Origin of the sequence: Rubritalea sp. (assembly GCF_039830215.1) — a bacterium.
In the GTDB taxonomy this organism is placed as follows: domain Bacteria; phylum Verrucomicrobiota; class Verrucomicrobiia; order Verrucomicrobiales; family Akkermansiaceae; genus Rubritalea.
This window is the reverse complement of record NZ_JBDOPO010000223.1, coordinates 1-18,502: the sequence shown is the minus strand read 5'-3', so window position 1 is coordinate 18,502 and position 18,502 is coordinate 1. Positions and strand designations below refer to the sequence as shown.

The 18,502-nt window shown below is 48.4% G+C and carries 12 protein-coding genes and 1 tRNA gene; 9 read left to right on the top strand and 4 right to left on the bottom strand.

Going from position 1 to position 18,502, the window contains the following annotated elements; genetic code table 11:
• The first annotated feature begins 63 nt into the window (after positions 1–63).
• The 4 genes from uvrA (at position 64) to ABGY95_RS07530 (ending at position 5,152) form a co-directional block, all read left to right on the top strand.
• Positions 64–2,889 (top strand): excinuclease ABC subunit UvrA, encoded by a 2,826-nt coding sequence (gene uvrA / locus ABGY95_RS07545; RefSeq protein ID WP_347441078.1) that lies wholly within the window; start codon positions 64–66, stop codon positions 2,887–2,889.
• A gap of 129 nt (positions 2,890–3,018) precedes the next feature.
• Positions 3,019–3,588 (top strand): RNA polymerase sigma factor, encoded by a 570-nt coding sequence (locus ABGY95_RS07540; protein ID WP_347441077.1) that lies wholly within the window; start codon positions 3,019–3,021, stop codon positions 3,586–3,588.
• A 29-nt stretch (positions 3,589–3,617) separates the two neighbouring features.
• Positions 3,618–4,163 carry a hypothetical protein gene (locus ABGY95_RS07535; protein WP_347441076.1) on the top strand — a complete coding sequence of 182 codons (546 nt, stop codon included), beginning with the start codon at positions 3,618–3,620 and terminating at the stop codon, positions 4,161–4,163.
• 62 nt (positions 4,164–4,225) lie between these two features.
• On the top strand, positions 4,226–5,152 hold the full coding sequence (locus ABGY95_RS07530) for a PDZ domain-containing protein (RefSeq protein WP_347441075.1): 927 nt from the start codon (positions 4,226–4,228) through the stop codon (positions 5,150–5,152).
• A gap of 259 nt (positions 5,153–5,411) precedes the next feature.
• Here ABGY95_RS07530 and ABGY95_RS07525 read toward each other — a convergent pair whose 3' ends face one another.
• Positions 5,412–6,452 carry a 3-deoxy-7-phosphoheptulonate synthase gene (locus tag ABGY95_RS07525; protein ID WP_347441074.1) on the bottom strand — a complete coding sequence of 347 codons (1,041 nt, stop codon included), beginning with the start codon at positions 6,450–6,452 and terminating at the stop codon, positions 5,412–5,414.
• A 70-nt stretch (positions 6,453–6,522) separates the two neighbouring features.
• Here ABGY95_RS07525 and ABGY95_RS07520 point away from each other — a divergent pair, with 70 nt between their 5' ends.
• Complete coding sequence (locus ABGY95_RS07520; protein WP_347441073.1) at positions 6,523–7,599, top strand: M42 family metallopeptidase; 1,077 nt, start codon at positions 6,523–6,525, stop codon at positions 7,597–7,599.
• 148 nt (positions 7,600–7,747) lie between these two features.
• A complete protein-coding gene (lgt, locus tag ABGY95_RS07515) occupies positions 7,748–8,833 on the top strand; it encodes a prolipoprotein diacylglyceryl transferase (RefSeq protein ID WP_347441072.1) in 1,086 nt (361 codons plus the stop codon).
• A 219-nt stretch (positions 8,834–9,052) separates the two neighbouring features.
• Here the strand turns inward: lgt and metH are convergent, their stop codons facing one another.
• Positions 9,053–12,916, bottom strand: coding sequence for a methionine synthase (gene metH / locus ABGY95_RS07510; protein ID WP_347441071.1), 3,864 nt, complete (start codon positions 12,914–12,916; stop codon positions 9,053–9,055).
• An 80-nt stretch (positions 12,917–12,996) separates the two neighbouring features.
• On the bottom strand, positions 12,997–14,385 hold the full coding sequence (mgtE, locus tag ABGY95_RS07505; protein ID WP_347441070.1) for a magnesium transporter: 1,389 nt from the start codon (positions 14,383–14,385) through the stop codon (positions 12,997–12,999).
• A gap of 825 nt (positions 14,386–15,210) precedes the next feature.
• Here mgtE and ABGY95_RS07500 point away from each other — a divergent pair.
• From ABGY95_RS07500 to ABGY95_RS07490, 3 genes are all read left to right on the top strand, one after another.
• Positions 15,211–15,286: transfer RNA gene (locus tag ABGY95_RS07500), tRNA-His, on the top strand.
• Between the two features lie 129 nt (positions 15,287–15,415).
• Positions 15,416–16,108 carry a ribonuclease III gene (rnc, locus tag ABGY95_RS07495; RefSeq protein ID WP_347441069.1) on the top strand — a complete coding sequence of 231 codons (693 nt, stop codon included), beginning with the start codon at positions 15,416–15,418 and terminating at the stop codon, positions 16,106–16,108.
• A gap of 322 nt (positions 16,109–16,430) precedes the next feature.
• Positions 16,431–17,573, top strand: coding sequence for a fatty acid desaturase (locus ABGY95_RS07490; protein WP_347441068.1), 1,143 nt, complete (start codon positions 16,431–16,433; stop codon positions 17,571–17,573).
• Between the two features lie 598 nt (positions 17,574–18,171).
• Here the strand turns inward: ABGY95_RS07490 and ABGY95_RS07485 are convergent.
• Positions 18,172–18,502 (bottom strand): IS30 family transposase (locus ABGY95_RS07485; protein ID WP_347441067.1); only part of this gene is annotated, 331 nt, incomplete at its 5' end.

The following is an 18,502-nucleotide window of genomic DNA, read 5'->3' as shown; positions in this document are numbered from 1 at the left end:
GGAAGCGGACTTTTTTGTGCCCGGATGCTTGAGGAGTATCACTGTGAATGCTAAAGTTTGTCTGTGGATTTGATAAAAATACGGGGAGCCCGGCAGCACAATTTAAAGAATGTGAACGTTGATATTCCTCGCGATAAGCTTGTGGTGATTACTGGACCAAGTGGGAGTGGAAAGTCGAGTTTAGCCTTTCATACTCTTTATGCGGAGGGCCAACGACGCTATGTGGAAAGCTTATCTACCTATGCACGTCAATTTTTAGAAAAACTTGAGAAGCCAGATGTGGATGGCATAGAAGGTTTAAGTCCGGCTATCGCAATTGACCAAAGAGCTGGTGGTGGTAATCCTCGGTCGACAATTGCGACTGCGACAGAGATTTATGACTATCTTAGAGTGCTGTATGCATCGGTCGGGGTGCCGCATGATCCTGACAGCGGTGAGCGTTTAGTAAAAATGTCATCGGCGGATATTGTTCAGAGTTTGTTAGGCCGGGCAGAAAGAACGAAGCTCATTATGTTGGCACCAGTCCCTTTGGTAGAAGTAAATGATGCCGAACGATTACTCGGTGACCTACAGCGACAAGGATTCGTTAGAATCCGGGTCAATGGTGAAATTTTGGAAGCCGATGAAGCATTGGGATTGTGGCCAGAAGTGGCGGAGGCTGTAGAAATCGTGGTGGATCGTTTGGTTATTCGTGAAGGAATGGAAAGCCGTTTGGCTGATAGTGTTGAGACATGTTTGCGAATATGCGGACAAGAAGCGCGTTGTTTAGTGATGGAGCCAAGTGAGGATACTTGGAATGAAATCAGTTTTGCTACGAGCTATAGAAACGCTAAAACTGGCTTCGAATTGGGATCGCTTACACCGCAGGATTTTTCATTCAATTCGCATAAAGGCGCATGTGAGGTATGCCACGGACTAGGGACACATGTGTATTGCGATCCCACTTTGATTGTACCCGATGCATCGAAGTCGATAGACCGTGGCGCTCTTCACTTGTGGGGGGGGACAAAAAAGAAGAAGGGGTGGATGCAGCGCCAAGTGGAGGCAGTCGTCGCACACTTTGACGTCGACACTACGCTACCTTTTCAGGAATTACCTGAAGAATTTACCCAAGGGCTATTCTATGGAATGGGTGATGAGAAGATCACTCTAACTTGGGAACGAGATGGTGAGGAAATGCCTTGGCATAAAGAATTTGAAGGCCTTTGTACTACAATTGAGCGCTTGTACTCTGAAACGTCTAGCGACGGAGTTAAAAAAAGTATGGGGAAGTATATGGCTAATCACGCCTGTTCTTCGTGTAATGGAAAGCGCTTAAAGCCACAGATTTTAGCTGTGAAGCTGGATGGGGATAATGAGAATATTGGAATTCAAGAGTTTTGTGAATTTTCAGTTGAGGACAGCATAGAGTGGTTGAAAACAATCATATTGCCTGAAAATAAACAGGAAGTTGCAGGGGGGCTTGTCGAGGCAGTCCGCGAGCGTTTGGGCTTTCTGCATGAAGTGGGGTTAGGTTATTTACCATTAGACCGGACGAGTGCGAGCTTGAGTGGTGGTGAGTCGCAACGTATTCGTTTAGCGACCCAAATTGGAGCTGGCTTAGCGGGAGTGGTATACGTGTTAGATGAGCCGAGCATAGGTCTCCATCAGGAGGATAATGCGAGATTGATTGGAGCTTTGAAACGTTTACGAGATGTGGGCAATACGGTTGTTGTTGTTGAGCACGACGAGGAAATGATTCGAGAATCTGACTGGGTGATTGATATTGGTCCAGTAGCGGGTGCAAATGGCGGGTATATTTTGGCTGAGGGCACGCCAGAAAGTGTCAGTAAAAATGAAGGTTCCCCAACAGGGAAGTGGCTCAATCAGCCGATTCAGCCCTTAAGTTTTGGTAGGGAGGCAACGATGGGAGATCTGGTCGTACGGGGTGCTCGTGAGCACAATTTACAAAACTTGGATGTTCGTTTCCCGTTGGGGCAAATTGTCTGTGTCACTGGTCCCAGTGGCAGTGGTAAATCTACATTGACTAATAGGATTTTGAAACGGGCTTTGGCTCGTAAGTTCCATGGAGCGAAGGCTGTTCCAGGTAAGCATGACTCAATAGAAGGCTATGAAGGAATAGATCGAATGGTAGTCGTGGATCAAAGTCCTCTAGGGAAAAGTCCGAGGTCTAACCCAGCAACGTACACAGGAGCATTGGATCATGTGCGCCAGATTTTTGCTAAGCTGCCACTGTCTCGCCAGAGGGGCTATAAGGCTGGTAGGTTCAGTTTTAACGTGCGAGGTGGTCGATGTGAACGGTGTCAGGGAGACGGCAAGATCAAGATCGATATGCATTTCCTCAGCGATGTTTATGTCCATTGTGACGCCTGTAATGGGCAACGCTATAACCGCGAGACCTTGGAGGTGACTTATAAAGGTGTTAGCATAGCTGACGTATTGGCCATGACTGCTGAAGAGGGATATGCCTTCTTTCAAGCAATCCCCAAGCTCGAAGCCATTTTGAAATCTCTGTGTGAGGTTGGGTTAGGCTATATGAAGCTAGGGCAGGCAGCGAATACCTTGAGTGGTGGAGAGGCACAACGCGTGAAATTGGCCACTGAGTTGGCAAAGAAGAGTGCTGGCAACGCACTCTATCTACTCGATGAACCCACCACTGGCTTACACTTTCAAGATGTGGCTGTGCTGATGACCGTTCTTAAAAAATTACGGGATGAAGGGAATTCTCTTATTGTAGTGGAGCATCAGCTTGATGTGATTCGTGAGGCAGACTGGGTGATAGACCTCGGTCCAAGCGGTGGGGAATTAGGAGGTCAGATAGTTGCTGAAGGTCCACCCGCTGAAATAAAAAAAGTCAACGAGTCTGCCACGGGCCGTTGGCTGACTTGAGATCTGATCTCGCTTATTGATTGGATTATTGGCTGTACTGGGATTTTTGTTTCACGCATTTTGAAAAAGTGCAGATGAATAAACAAATGATGAAAGAGGAGACGCTCTATGAATGTAAATCAGGAAACTATGACAGGCGCAACTGCACAACTAAACACAGAAATGACATGGGCAGCATGGCTCAAAGAGCATGGTTCAAAGTTGTTGTTGTTTGCTCGTCACCAGACTCGATCTATCGCAGATGCTGAAGATGTTCTGCAAGATGCCTTGGTGAAACTATCCCGAAAAGTGGCAGAGGGGACATTCGATGGCGGACAGCAGTCTTGGCTTCCCTATCTTTACACTGCTATTCGCCGATGCGCGATCGATCTCGGACGTAAGTCAGACCGACGAGGCAAACGTGAGCGAAAAGCGGAGATCGAGCGTCAATATGAGACAGGTGGAAAATTGGACCCATGGTTCGACAGTGACGCGGCGACTGAAGAGTCGCGCGACTATATTGAAAAGATTTTAAAAGAGCTGCCTACGAAATTTTCTGAAGTCATTGTGATGAAGGTTTGGGGTGGACGAACCTTTTCTGAAATAGGCGAAGCGCTCGACATTTCTCAGAACACAGCAGCATCCAGATACCGATACGGACTCGAAGCATTGCGAAGGCAGCTTTCACACGTGCGACATGAGGGAAACCTTTCCCTATAAATAATCACACCCAACACAAAAGAGACACCATGAACGACGAACTACGAGAGATCGAAGATCAGCTAGAAAAATTTTCGCCAGCAGCAATGCCGGACGACATGCTAGCGCGTATGGAGCAAGCTATGGAACGTTGGCAGGAAAGTGTTCCAGTCGAGGAGAAAATTGTAGCATTTGAACCGGTAAGGAAGGAGAAAGGTCGACTACGATTTTTCAACGCATGGGCATCGGCAGCGGCCGTAGCTTTGATCGGAGCTGTATCATACACAGTATTTAATGGTGTCAGTACAACTGAATCCACATTTGCGGATAACGCTAACTCGGTGGCTGATCGAGTTCCTCAAGTAGCAGCAAAGCAGAATATTCAAAATGTAGTACCAGCGAGTAATTCCCAATTTGGAACGCAGGTCAAAGGCGCCTCGAAAGATGTGATCACCTATGATTCACAGGGGCGCCCACTACGCCTTATGCAAGTAGAGTTTGAAGACAAAGTCACTATTCGTGGACGCGATGGGAAAGTTTATAAAGTGAAGCAACCGCGGATTGAATATTATGCGGTCCCTGTTGAAATTCATTAGACTAAAACTGCAGGGGATCACGCTATTAAGATAATAAGTTATTAATAATTAAATATTTAAAGATGAATAAAATTTTCAGTATCACGAGCCTAGTCGCAGTAGTTCTCTCTGGCAGTGGTTATGCGATTGAGCGACTCACACCAATTCAGGAGCCTGAGATCAAGCATGAACAAGTACAGAAAGAACAAACTGCTCCTAAGGTTTGGCTCGGAGTTGCAGGTCAACCGATCAAGCCAGCTTTAGCAGCTCAGCTGAGTATTGCTCACGGCGTTACGGTCGAGCTTGTAGCTGGTGATGGGGCAGCTGCGAAGTCCGGCATCAAAAAATTTGATATTATCACCAAAATTGGTGATAAGAAAATCAAGGGAATGAATGACTTGCGCACTGCTCTTAATGGGGCTGAGATTGATCAAACCTTAGACGTCGAAGTTTTCACTTCTGGTAAAAAGGTGATGAAGAAGGTGAAGCTGGAAGCGCGGCCTGAGTATCTACCAAAGTATCGTCCTGAGTCGAAAAAACTGCAGTCTTCAAAGGCTCAAGTAGAAGTATTCGAGAATCTTCCTGAGTTATTTCAGCAACTTCCTGATGCTTATCGTCTCAGGGTCGAGGAGATGATGCTGAGTCAAGTCCGGCAGCTTGAAAACCAGTTTGCTCAAATGGATATTCAAATGGCAGATCTCGATCAGTTGAAGAAAAAAGTGAAAAGTGTACAGCTTGATTTCGATGATTTTCGCATGAAGGGCAATAGTAACTATAGTGGTACTTTTACAATGATGGATGATCAAGGTAGTATCCGTTTCAAAGTGACTGATGAATCTGGTAGGCAAGTTGAAGTGAAGGATAGATGTGGAAAGGTGCTCTATTCCGGCCCTTATGAAACAGCTGAAGATATGGCTGCAGTCCCTGCTGGAGTCCGAGCAAGAATCGATGCTTTAGGGCTCGGGGGTATGAAACAGGAAAATGGGTTCCAGTTTCAGTTTGGTAGATAAGAATTTATAAAAGTTGTTAGTTCATTGTACAAAAGGTCGCTAGAGGATAAGCTCTGGCGGCAGTATTTTTACTGGCTAAGTAAAGCTTAGTATTTTTTTGTAGCACTTGTAAAATATTGAGCAGTGAGGTGAGTCACACTTTTTCCAGAAAAGGGCACAAGTTAAATGGATTAGGCTTTTTGATTACCGCTCTAGCACAGAAAAAAACAGCCGTCGATGAGGGCGTAGTGGAAAATTTAGTTTCTCTTCTTGAGATCTGTTACAGAGCGGCAAAAGTCTCGTTGACGAGAGTCACTGTGGTGTTCCAGTCGATGCACTTGTCAGTAATGGACTGTCCGTAGGTGAGTGTCTCGAGTGGCTGAGGGAACTTTTGGTTGCCCGCTACGAGGTTAGACTCGAGCATTGCGGCGACTACCTTCTTATTGCCGTTAGCACGTTGGCGAACGATTTCACGATAGACGCTAGGCATCTTGGTGTCGTCCTTACCGCAGTTAGCGTGTGAGGCATCGGTCATGATTGCATCGCTGACGCCGCTCTTGTTGAGTTTGTCAATGGCTTCAGCTACGTCATATGCACCGTAGTTAGGGCCGTTTGCACCACCGCGGAGGATGATGTGGCAGTCTGGGTTACCTGAAGTAGTCACAGCGGAAGCCATGCCAGTTTCAGCAACGCCTAGGAATTTCTGAGGCTTGCCAGCGGCATTGATAGCGTTGACAGCAGCGGCGAGATCGCCGGCAGTGTTGTTCTTGAAACCAAGTGGCATGGAGAGACCTGATGCCATCTGGCGGTGGGTCTGAGATTCTGTGGTGCGGGCACCGATAGCGGACCACGAAATGAGGTCGGCGATGTATTGCGGAGTGATAGGGTCGAGCAGCTCAGTGGCGGTAGGGAGACCTGCGTCTATTACTTGGCGGAGGAAAGTGCGAGCTTGCTTGAGGCCTTCTGAGATGTCGTCAGAGCCGTCGAGATTAGGGTCCATGATGAGACCTTTCCAGCCGGTAGTAGTGCGTGGTTTCTCAAAGTAGACACGCATCACGATGTAAATCTTATCCTTCACTTCTTCAGCAAGCTTCGCAAGCTTCTGAGCATACTCGAGACCAGCCTTGGTGTCGTGGATCGAGCAAGGACCGACGATGAGGAGAAACCGCTCATCAGTTCCTTGTAGAATGTTACGGATAATTTCGCGTGAATTAGCGATGAATTCGGCCTGCTTCGAATTACGAACAACCTCTTGCATGAGAGCTGTTGGAGTAGGGAGTGGGACGTTTTTAGTGACGTGGAGATCGCGGACCTGAGCCATAATGTAAGTTGTTTTATAGTAAGGCGTTCGTGGTTTACACGAGTGCCAGTGCTTGCGTAGTCTTTTTCAAATGAAAGACAAGGCGATATCTCTATTAAAGAGTCTCACGGAAGCGCACAGTGTGCCAGGTTATGAAGACGAAGTGCGTGAAATTTTCTCTAAAGAACTAAGCGCGATGGGGGATATCAGCACTGACCACATGGGTGGCGTCTATTGTGAGCGAGGAGATGGACCAAAAATTTTATTGGCAGGCCATATGGATGAAGTTGGATTCCGCGTACAGCATATCACACCGGATGGATTTATAAAATTTCTACCTGTTGGAGGGTGGTGGGCACACACGCTTCTGAGCCAACGCGTTTATGTGAAAACGAGTTCTGGAGCTAAGGTGCTGGGAGTGATATCTAGCAAGCCACCCCATTTTTTGCCTACATCTGAGCGCAATAAGGTCATGGCGCTTGGAGCCTTATTCATAGATGTCGGTGCTGCCAGCGATGAGGAAGCCGAGCGAGATTTTGGGATTCGACTGGGAGATCCTATTGCGCCCGATACAGAATTCACAGCGATGCAGAAGCGTGATTACTACATGGCCAAAGCATTCGATAACCGAGTGGGAATGGCTTGTGCGATCCAGACGGCGCAGGAACTCAGCTGTGAAAAAATCCCGAATACCTTAATTGTCAGTGGTACCGTACAGGAGGAAGTCGGGTTACGAGGTTCCAAGGTGGCTGCAGTCAAAACTAAGCCTGATGTGACAATAGTACTAGAAGGTCCACCAGCAGACGACGCTCCAGGTTTTCCTAAAAATGAGGCCCAAGGAAAGCTTGGGGGCGGTGTGCAAGTCCGCATGCAAGACCCGACAGCGATTATGAACCCTAAATTGGTACAGCTGGTAGTAGAGACAGCTGAGCAAGAAGCTATTCGCTACCAGCTTACCATGCGTAGCAGCGGCGGCACAGACGCGGGGAGCTTTCACCAAGCTAACGAAGGTATTCCATCCATTGTATTAGGTACTCCGGCTAGATATATTCACTCACACAATGGGGTGATCGATATCAACGACTATTTAGAAATGGTCAAGCTGAGTAAGGCCTTGGTGCGTAAGCTCGATGCGGCGACGGTCGCTGGACTGACCGAATACTTGTAGGCAAAGTTACTGGACTTAGCTGAGCCCAGTAGTTTCTACTTATGATGCAAAGAGATGTATCAAAAGTCAGAGGTCTAGTTTGCCTCACGTGTTCGCTAAGGTAGGATGCCGGCTGGACAGTGAGCTGTGAATATGTCAGCTATTTGCCGTGCTCGCAATATACGTACATGACCTCAACCCTGTGATTGTTGAAATCACGGATACTATTAAGATCCGTTGGTACGGCTTGGCCTACTTGATGGCTTTCGTTGTTGGCTATTTTCTATTGAAATGGTTAGCCGCCAGAAAACTCTGGGTTCTTCCAGGGAGGGTAGTTGGTGACTTCATTGCCTATGCCGCGGTTTTTGGGGTATTCCTCGGTGGGCGAATTGGCAATGTGCTGATTTATCAAAGGCAAGAGTTGCTAGAGGATCCGCTTGTGGTTTTCCGCGTTTGGGAAGGTGGTATGGCTAGTCATGGTGGAATTTTGGGACTGATGATCTTTACTTTTGTCTACGCCAAAAATAAAAAAGTGTCGTGGACTGGACTGGGCGATGGTCTCTGTGTCGTGGCCCCTTTGGGGATTATGTTTGGACGCCTAGCGAACTTCATCAATGGTGAACTCTACGGGCGAGTCGACCAAGGATATGCCTGGGCTATGAAATTTCCTAATGCTCTGTGGGATGGTAATACAGTAGAGGGCACTAAGCCGATGCTGACTCAGGCTGCGGCAGCTCGTGCAGACAAAGGTGGTGAGTACACGGAGTATTACGAGAAACTTATTAAGAGCAGTGATGCATACTTAGCTGGAGAGCTGCCAGCAGGCTCTCAGGGTTTGGCTGATTTTCAGGCGCTTGCTAGCCAGAAAGCTGAAATGCTGAATGCGGCGATTCGGCAGAATCCTGATGTGAGAGAAGCTGTAGCGCATTATTTGGAACCACGCTATCCGTCCCAGCTATTTCAAGCTGCGCTGGAAGGTTTCTTGCTCTTTCTAATACTCTTCGCGGTCCGTTTAAAGTTTCCTAAGCTAGCCCATGGCGTGCTTACCGGCTTGTTCTTCATTTTTTACGCGATCTTCCGGATATCTATGGAGAAGTTTCGTGAGCCAGAGATTGCCAATATCAGCATAGTAGGCAGCGAGTGGACTATGGGCCAATTCCTTTCACTCTTCATGATCTTGATTGGGTTCGGCTTCATTGTAAAAGCTAAGTTAGGAGTTAAGAAGGGAACTTTGCTGCATTGCTCCAAGCAGTAATTCTAGATCTCGATTCAGCGGAGACCGCTAACCTCGATAAAGAGAACTCAGAGCAAGTAGAGCAACCCCATGTCTTGATGAAGAGCAGTATCCAAGATGGCAGAAGCGCTCCGAGTGTGGCTTAAAAGAACGATACCGAAAGCGTTCTCGTTAAAGAAAGGTAGTATTAGTCGCCTGCTAATTTCATTTAGCAGATGCTTCACCTTCCGCTGAAGGTGACTAAGCATTATAGCCGAGCCATGGTCCGAGCCAACGCTCGGCTTTTTCTTGGCTCCATCCTTTACGCTCGGCGTAGTCTTTGATCTGGTCTTCTTGTAGCTCAGAGATGGCGAAGTAATGCGATTCTGGGTGTGAGAAGAGCAGGCCTGAAACTGCAGCACCTGGGTGCATTGCGCAGGATTCAGTGAGCTCTACACCGGTTTTTTCTTGGGCTTCGAGAAGCTCGAATAGGATTGGCTTCTCGGTGTGATCTGGCTGTGATGGGTAGCCTGGAGCTGGGCGGATACCTCGGTATATTTCCTTGATTAGTTCGTTGTGGTTGAACTCGTTTGAGCGCTCGTATCCCCATGCAACACGAGCACGGTGGTGGAGCAGCTCAGCGAAGGCTTCTGCTAGACGGTCGGCGATTGCTTTGATCATGATGCCTTTATAAGGGTCGTGCTCAGCATCTTCGACTTGCTTCGACCATTCGTCCGCGCCGTGGATACCTACAACGAAACCACCAATGTAATCTCTGATTGCTGATGCTTGATTGTTGATTGGAGCCACATAGTCGCTTAGGGCGAAGTGTGGTTTGTCTGATGTTTTCTCGATCTGCTGGCGGAGTGTGTGGAGGGTGGCAGCTTCTTCAGAGCGTGACTCATCGGTCCAGACTGTGATGTCGTCGCCTGTGCTGTTGGCTGGAAAGAATCCGTAGACGCCACGTGTGGTGAAGCGTTTGTGCTGAATGATATCTTCGAGGATTTCTTGCGCATCAGCGAAGAGTTCTTGGGCTTGATTGGCGCCTTCTTGGTTGCGGGTTTTAAGGGTCTTGCTTTCACGATCCCACACGCCTCTAAGCTCCCATGCGTGGAAGAATGGTGTCCAGTCGATGTACTCGGCAAGCTCGCGCAGTGATTGGTTGTCTACCACGCGTGTGCCGGTGAATTCTGGCTGGGCTGGTTTGTAGTTAGCCCAATCGAATACTGGTTTGTTGTTGCGTGCTTGTTCGAGTTCTATGGTCGGCTTAGACTTCTTATTGAAGTTGTCGCGAAGCTTCTGATGGCGCTCGTTGTTTTCTTCGATGAATTTATCTCTGTTACCCTTGGAGAGGAGTGTGGTGGTGACTGGGACTGAACGCGAGGCGTCGAGCACGTGGACTATCGGGCCAGAGTAGCCAGGGGCAATTTTCACTGCTGTATGCGCTGCTGATGTGGTAGCGCCACCGACGAGAATTGGTAGCTTCATGCCACGGCGTTCCATTTCTTTTCCAACGTGGATCATTTCATCGAGTGATGGGGTGATGAGGCCGGAGAGTCCGATGATGTCGGCGCGCTTTTCGATAGCTGTGTCGAGAATTTTATCACAGGGAACCATGACGCCCATGTCGATGACTTCGAAGCCATTGCAGGCGAGAACTACGCCCACGATGTTCTTACCGATGTCGTGCACGTCACCTTTGACGGTTGCCATGACGACTCGGCCAGCGGATGCGGATTTCTCGGCTTCGTTGAGAGCTTCTGAGTCGGTGAGTGATGGGTCTGCGTCTTGAAGTTCCTTGATCTTGTAAGCCAGCTTCTCTGCTTTTTCCTCTACCATGAATGGTTCGAGGTAGGCGACGGATTTTTTCATCACACGGGCGGATTTGACCACCTGCGGCAGGAACATTTTACCGGCACCGAAAAGGTCACCAACAACGGACATGCCGTCCATCAGCGGGCCTTCGATTACTTTGAGTGGTTGAAGGTATTTCTCTAGAGCTTCTTGGGTGTCTTCATTGATGAAATTGTCGATGCCTCGGAGGAGGGCGTACTCGAGACGCTTCTCAACAGTGGTTTCGCGCCATGAGAGGTCGGCGAGTTGGGCTGCCTTTTTGACTCCTTTGAATTGTTCCGCGAAATCTAGCAGGCGCTCGGTAGCGTCTGGGTCGGAGTTGAGTAGGACATCTTCGACGTGCTTGAGCATCTTTGGTTCTACTTCGTCGTAGACTTCTAGCATGCCAGCGTTGACGATGCCCATGTCCATTCCATTCTTACCTGCGTGGTAGAGGAAGGCTGCGTGCATTGCTTCGCGCACTGGGTTGTTGCCGCGGAAGGAGAAGGATACGTTAGAGACACCACCAGAAATTTTGGCTCCAGGGAGGTTGTCTTTGATCCACTTGGTGGCTTTGAAGAAGTCGACCGCGTAGTTGTTATGCTCTTCGATTCCTGTAGCAACTGTAAGGATGTTCGGGTCGAAGATTATGTCCTGTGGGTTGAAACCAACTTCGTCGACCAGCACGTGGTAGGCACGCTCACAGATGCGGATTTTTTCTTCGAAGGTGGCGGCTTGACCATTTTCATCGAAAGCCATGACCACAGCGGCTGCACCAAACTTCATGATCGTGCGGGCGTGCGATTTGAAGACTTCTTCCCCTTCTTTGAGTGAGATCGAGTTGACAATTCCCTTGCCCTGAAGGCACTTGAGGCCGGCTTCGATGATCTCCCACTTTGAGGAGTCGACCGTGATGGGGACTTTGGTGATGTCTGGCTCGGATTGCACTAGGTTTAGGAAGCGCGTCATCATTTCGACACCGTCGATGAGTCCGTCATCAAAACAGATGTCGATGACTGGAGCGCCATTGTCGACCTGCTGGCGGGCGATGGCGAGAGCTTCTTCGAGCTTGTCTTCTTGGATGAGTCTACGGAACTTTGGTGATCCTGCGACATTGGTGCGCTCACCGATCATCAGGAAGTTTTTGTCCGCAGTGTGGTTGTATGCTTCGGTTCCGGAAAGTCGGAGTAGGGGCTCGATGACTGGGATTTCACGGGGTTTCACGCCTTTGACTGCACGAGCGATTTCTGCGATGTGCTCTGGGGTGTTTCCGCAGCAACCACCAGCGAGGTTGATAAAGCCAGATTCGGCGAAGTCTTTGACTTTACTATACATGTCGTGCGGGAGGAAAGGGAAGCCGGTCTCGGAGAGGGCGTCAGGCATCCCGGCGTTCGGGTAACATGAAACAAAGGCTCCTGCACAACCGCTAAGCTCGCCGATGAATTCGCGCATCTCGTCAGGGCCGAGCGAGCAGTTGAGTCCGATCGCGAGCGGTTTGACGTGTGCACAAGCATTCCATAGGGCTTCGATCTTCAGCGCTGAGATCATGGTCTCACCACCGCGGCCTACAGCCGCTGAGATGATGATAGGAAGTTTGATAGAGTCTTCTTCGAAAATGTCTTGGATGGCGACGAGTGCGCACTTGGAGTTGAGGGCGTCGAAGATGGTTTCTACCATTAGTATGTCTACGCCGCCTTCGATCAGTGCTCTGATCTGGCGTTTGTAGTCTTCGTAGACTTGGTCGAATGTTACCACGCGAAATCCTGGGTCGTCTGGGTCTACAGCTGAGTTGTTGAGGCCGACGGTCATTGGTCCGATCGCACCTGCGGCGTAGCGCTTGATTCCGGTCTTGGCTTCTACTTCGTCACAGGCTTTGCGCGCGAGTTTTGCTGACTCTAGGTTGATTTCCCATGCGAGGTCTTTGAGGTATGGGTCGTCGATGACAGTTTGGTAGAATGCTGGGTCTTTACGCCCTTTGCCAGTTTCGCGTGGGTCTTCTACGAAGAACTCAGACTGGGCGATCGAAGTGCCGGAGAATGAGTTGGTTTCGATGATGTCTGAGCCAGCATTGAGGAAGCGAAGGTGGATGTCGTAGATGACGTCAGGTTTGGTGAGGCTGAGAATATCGCCATTGTTGAGAATGTCCTTATCGATGTCCTTGAAGCGTTTGCCACGGGCATCAGCCTCGGTGAGTCCGTAGCCGCGGATGGTGGTTCCCATTGCTCCATCGAGCATCAGGATGCGTTCTTTAAGGGAGGCTGAGAGTTCTGCTGTTGCGTCTGGTCGGGCCATGATTTAAAAAGTGTGAAGTTGGAAGTGTTAAGTGAAAAGCTAAGTCACTTGCTTCGCAAGAAGTGGTGTATGAAGTGGGCTTAGAGGCCGAGGATTGCTTTTGCAACGAAGAAGTAGATCACCATGCCGGAGACGTCGACGATAGTTGTGATAGCTGGAGCGGCGACAACTGCAGGGTCAATTTTAGCAGCGCGTGCTCCGATTGGTAGAAGGGAGCCGACGAGGGTGGATGAGGTGATCTGAACGCCGAGAGAAATGGCGACGGCGGCAGCAAATTTGGTGAAGCCGATTGCCGGCGGCATCTCATGATAAAACATGGGGACGATAAAGAGGGTGATGATTGCCATACCGATACCGAGTAAGGAACCTAGCATGAGCCCGAGTCTGAGTTCTTTCCAGGCAACGCGCCAGAGGGTTCCTTCGTCTAGCTCGCCAAGTGCCATTGCACGAATAACCATGGTGGAGGCTTGGCCACCGGTGTTGCCGCCAGCAGCAACTACCATAGGAAGGAAGAGAGAGAGGATAAAGAGGCTTTCGAGGACGTGCTCGAATTTGATCATGACGATACCTGAGGCAATCGCTAAAACGGCCAGTCCGAAGAGCCACGGGAAACGGCGCTTGAAGTGGGTCATTGTCGGGGTGTTGAGGTAGGTTTCTTCTGAAATTTCACCTGAGAAACCCGCCATTTTCTCCATATCTTCAGTGGACTCTTCTTCGAGGATCTCGACCACATCATCGTGAGTGATGATTCCGAGAATACGGTTTTGCTCGTCCACGACAGGAAGCACGAAGAGGTCGTACTTTGACACCATTTGCGCAGCTTCTTCCTGGTCGGCTGAGGCTAGGATGGAGCGTTTGACTTCGCGCTGGACGGAAGAAATTTTTGTTTCCCAGGTATTGAAAGCGAGGTCGCGGAAACGAACATAGCCACAGAGCCTTTCTTTGGCGTCCACGACGTAAACCCGAGAAAAGGATTCCGTCTCATCACTGTATTCGCGCAGGCTGCGAAGGGCCTCTTTGATTGTCATCTCGGCGCGGATGCTGCCGAAGTGCGTTGTCATACGACCACCAGCAGTGTGTTCGCCGTATTTGAGCAGGGACTTAGTGACCTCGATGTCGTCGGGCTCGACGAGTTCCAGAAGTCGTTCGCGAGCGTCATCGGAAACGTCTTGAAGGATGTCGACTCGGTCGTCGTCAGAAACTTGATCAAGGATCTCTCGCTGTTCGTCAGTGTCGAGACGCCCCATTGTCTCTTCAACGAGGGTGTCAGGGAGGTCGGTGATGACGTCGGCAAACTTTTCCTTGTCGATGTGAGCTGAGAAAAATTCACGTTTGTCGTCGTTGAGGCCTTCGAAGATTTCAGCGAGGTCGGCGTAGTGCAATGCATCGGCAGCTTTAAGGAACTTCGCGGAATCGCATTCCTCAATCGCCTCCATCACACGGCGCGTGTCTTTTGCTTCCTCGCTCATGCTGCTCAGCCTAATGCCAGGTCTCGATAATGGAAGTGTGAAAACGGGGAGATTTCACTACCGCAGTTGGAGGGTGTCACCTATGAAGCTACGGGTAGTGTGAATTTATGTCAGACCCTTTCTGATCCTTGTTAGGTGGAGGAGTGTCCCGTATCCGCCTAATGTATATAACTCGCAGCTAGCCGCGTTGTCTAGGAAACCATCCATTCTTCTTGAGGCCATGGTGCTGCCGCATCTTCTATTCCTTGGTGGTGCTAGTCTTGCGCTGGCTCTACTCGGATTGATTCGAGGCGATACTTCATTGAGCTGTGTCGACAGTCAGATGATTGATTTGCAGGGTGTTATATCTGTGTCTTTAGGTGCTCAAAGGGGGGCTGAATATTTGGATGCTGAGGGGCGACCTTTAGGCGTGTTGCTATGGCTGTCGCGGGAGTGGGGCTGCTCAATTACAAAAAGTGGGAGCTTAGTGTTTGGAGCCTGTATGTTTTAGGCATACTGCCAGTGCTAGGTGGTTAGCGGGTAGATCCTGCTGGTTATGGCAAAAACGTTTTCCGGGTTCTTTCGCCGAAAATGAAATGTTCCATGTTTTAAAGTGTTCTACGTTCCATCTAGTCGGAGTGGAATAGTTACAGGCTATTATCTGCAGGTTAATCTTCAGAGATTACCTCTATACCATTGTTAACTAGATTGTTGTAAATTCTAAAGTGTGCGGTAAGAGTCTTGTCCAAAGGTGATTACTGGAAAGAAATGCTAATTAAGGTGAAAAAAGATCTTGCCAACGGGGGGGGAGTCGGTACGTTTCGCCCGCGCAAGTAAATCAAAATGGTGATTGTAGCTCAGTTGGTAGAGCCCCGGATTGTGATTCCGGTTGTCGCGGGTTCGAGTCCCGTCATTCACCCCATTTTGCTTTTTTGAAAATGTTAAAGATAAAGGCACCCTTGGTTGTCTTTTTTGTTCATAGGCTAAGGTTTTATCTTGCTAGATGTGTTGGAATCACGCTGAATGGCCAGCCTCTACTTGATTTGATAGGATGGATTCACTCGAAGCTCTTTTAGACTATAAATTTCGCAACTCTCTATTGCTAGCTGAGGCGTTGACGCACCCAAGCTTAGCGTATGAAACGCAGAGGCCTCATTTCGATAACCAACGACTCGAGTTCCTTGGTGATGCAGTGCTGCAGCTGGCGCTGACATCGCATTTGTACCACCTGTTTCCAGGCTTTACAGAAGGAGATTTGACAAAGATGCGTGCAAGGCTGGTGTCCAAAGAAGCATTGTGCAATTTTGCCAGTGGGATTGACCTTGGAGAATATGTGTTATTGGGGCGAGGTGAAGAGGCTAGCGGTGGCCGCGAACGAGCATCAACATTAGCTGACGCCTTTGAGGCATTGGTTGGTGCTGTTTACCTAGATGGAGGATTTGAGGCTGCACGCGGTGTGGTACTAAAGGTGGCTAAGGAAGAGGTCTATAAAATTTCAGAAAAGCCAGAGGAGAAAAATCCAAAAGGTCAGCTACAAGAAGTGCTCCAAGCTATTTTACCAGAAAGCCCAATTTACAAGGTTGTGAGTGCAGATGGGCCAGACCATGATAAGTACTTTGTCGTTGAGGTGCACTGGAATAATGTTGTCCTGGCGAGAGGTAAGGGCAAAAACAAGAAACAGGCTGAAGCTGCGGCCGCAACAGGTGCAATTGAAGCTAAATCTTGGGAGTCAGGCGCCAAGTAAATTCAAAGAAAAATGCACAAAGTTGAGTATTAAATCTCGTATTACCCCAATAAAGTCGGAGTAAGTGGTGAAAAAAAACGCGAAGCTTTGAAGCGGAGAATTTTGCTTGCGGCAAAATGCTCGAACCCCTATTACATGGGAATATGCATAGGTTTAGGAATGCTATATTTTTATAGGCTCGTTCTGCATATTTGGGCCTCAGTTGCGTGCGTAAGCGGGAATTTGTTGGCTTTTTTCAATAGCTAGGGTTACGTCAGATTATCTGGCTTGCGGAGCGTGGCTTCCCAAGTGGCAGATAATCAATACATTTATATAAATTATTATGTTCAAAGACTTCCCATTCCACCGCGTCAACTGGAAGACCAGTATCTTCATTATCGTGACTAGCCTTGTAGCTCTCATTGGCTCTCCTTGGTATTTTATTAAATACGGAGCTGAAATGCCTATTGAATTACTGCTCTTTCAAATTGGACTCTGCTTGTTCTTTTGCACCGCGACGATCATGAGTATCACACTCGGCTATCATCGTTTGTTCTCTCATCTTTCATTCAAAGCTAAGTGGCCGGTAAAGTTTGCCACACTTGTTATGGGTGCAGCTGCGTATGAGAACTCATGCCTCAGCTGGGCATCAGACCACCGGCACCACCACAAGCACGTGGATCACGATGGAGACCCATACGATATTTCCCGCGGGTTTTTCTATGCCCACGTAGGTTGGTTGCTTTTCAAACTAGACCCAATGCCATTGATGAATAACGTCAACGATCTGAAGAAGGATAAGTTGGTGATGTGGCAGGACAAGTGGGTTCACCTTATTGGTTTCATCGTCGGCATTGTATTGCCGTCACTTGTTGGTCTATGGATCGACGGTACACGTGGATTCCTCGGTTGTCTTCTATTGACTGGCTTCCTCCGTATCGTTATAGTGCAGCATTGTACTTTCTTTATTAATTCTGCCTGCCACACGCTTGGGTCTCGTCCATACAATTCAGGAAACACAGCTCGTGACTCTGCTATCATGGCTCTTTTCACGTGTGGAGAAGGTTACCACAATTACCACCACGCCTTCCAACACGACTATCGCAATGGTGTGAAATCTTGGCAGTTTGATCCAACTAAGTGGATGATCTGGCTCCTTTCTAAGTTAGGCCTCACAAGTAATCTTCGCCGTGTGCCTGATGAGAAGATCATCCTAGCAGAGGTGCGTGAAGCTCAGCGTCTTCTCGAAAAGAAGCGTGAGAAGACAGGTATAGACACCGCTGATGAGTCTTGTCCTAAGCGAAAGATTGCTGAAGAAGGTTTCGAGGCTCTCTCCTCTATTCTTTCAGAGCGCTATGCGCTCATTGAAAATGCTATTTCAACTAAGGTGGATCTTTCTAAGAGTAAGGTGTCTGAGCTAGAACGTGAAATCCGCACACTTGTACGGAAGATTGGCAAGTTCAAGCCATCGCTGGTCGCTAAGTAAACATAGCTAAATTACTTTTTTATAGAGCTCGATATCGTATGATCTCGAGCTCTTTGCTTTTTCATATTTAGCTGGGTTCTGAGCCATTCTCTAGCTGAATCTCATCAGTTTTAAATGAGATGTGATCTAATGTGCTTGGATTATGTGGAAAGCAATCATCCCCCTAAGTGTTAAAATCCTCTGTCTTTTTTTGTGCAGTTTCGTGTGATAAGGTTGGGAGTCTCGTGAGTGATGTAGCTGGAGAAATGCTTCATCGGAGCGCAGAGCCGGAATCAAGAAAGTGCATAAGGCACCAGTTTCTGATATCCGCAAATGGTTAGTGGGGGCTAACGTCCTAGTGGAATCCTTGATTCCCATAGTGAAAGTTGACCAACCTGTCAGGCCATGAACTCACTGCTTGTGAACATGGCGGGAAAATATACTGATAAGTCATTTATTATGAAGATTAATGTCGGTAAACTAGACGAGGTGGCGACTGCGGCGCTGGATGAATATAAAATTAGTCAGTCCCCAATACACAAATTCTATTTGAGTGGTTAGGAGGTGATAGATTTTCAAGATTTTAAAGGTCGCGGATTCAACCTGGAAGTGCACCTTGTTAGTTAGGTGTTAAAAACATAAAGTTTGGGGTCTTTCTGTTGAGTACTTTACGAGGTCTGCTGTTTAGCTTTCTCTCAACTTCAGCTATTTGATCGTCAGTTACCCCTCCGAAATCTGTTCGCTTAGGGAAGTATTGACGGATGAAGCCATTGGTATTCTCATTCAAACCTCTTTCCCAGGAACTGTAAGGGTGAGCGAAGTTGCCTTGTGAGTCGAGGATGTCATCTATGAAGAGATGCTTTGAGAACTCTTTGCCGTTGTCGTAGGTAAGGGTTTTCACTTTCTTTCGTAAGGGAGCCATACGAGTGAGTAGAGCCATTGAGACCGCC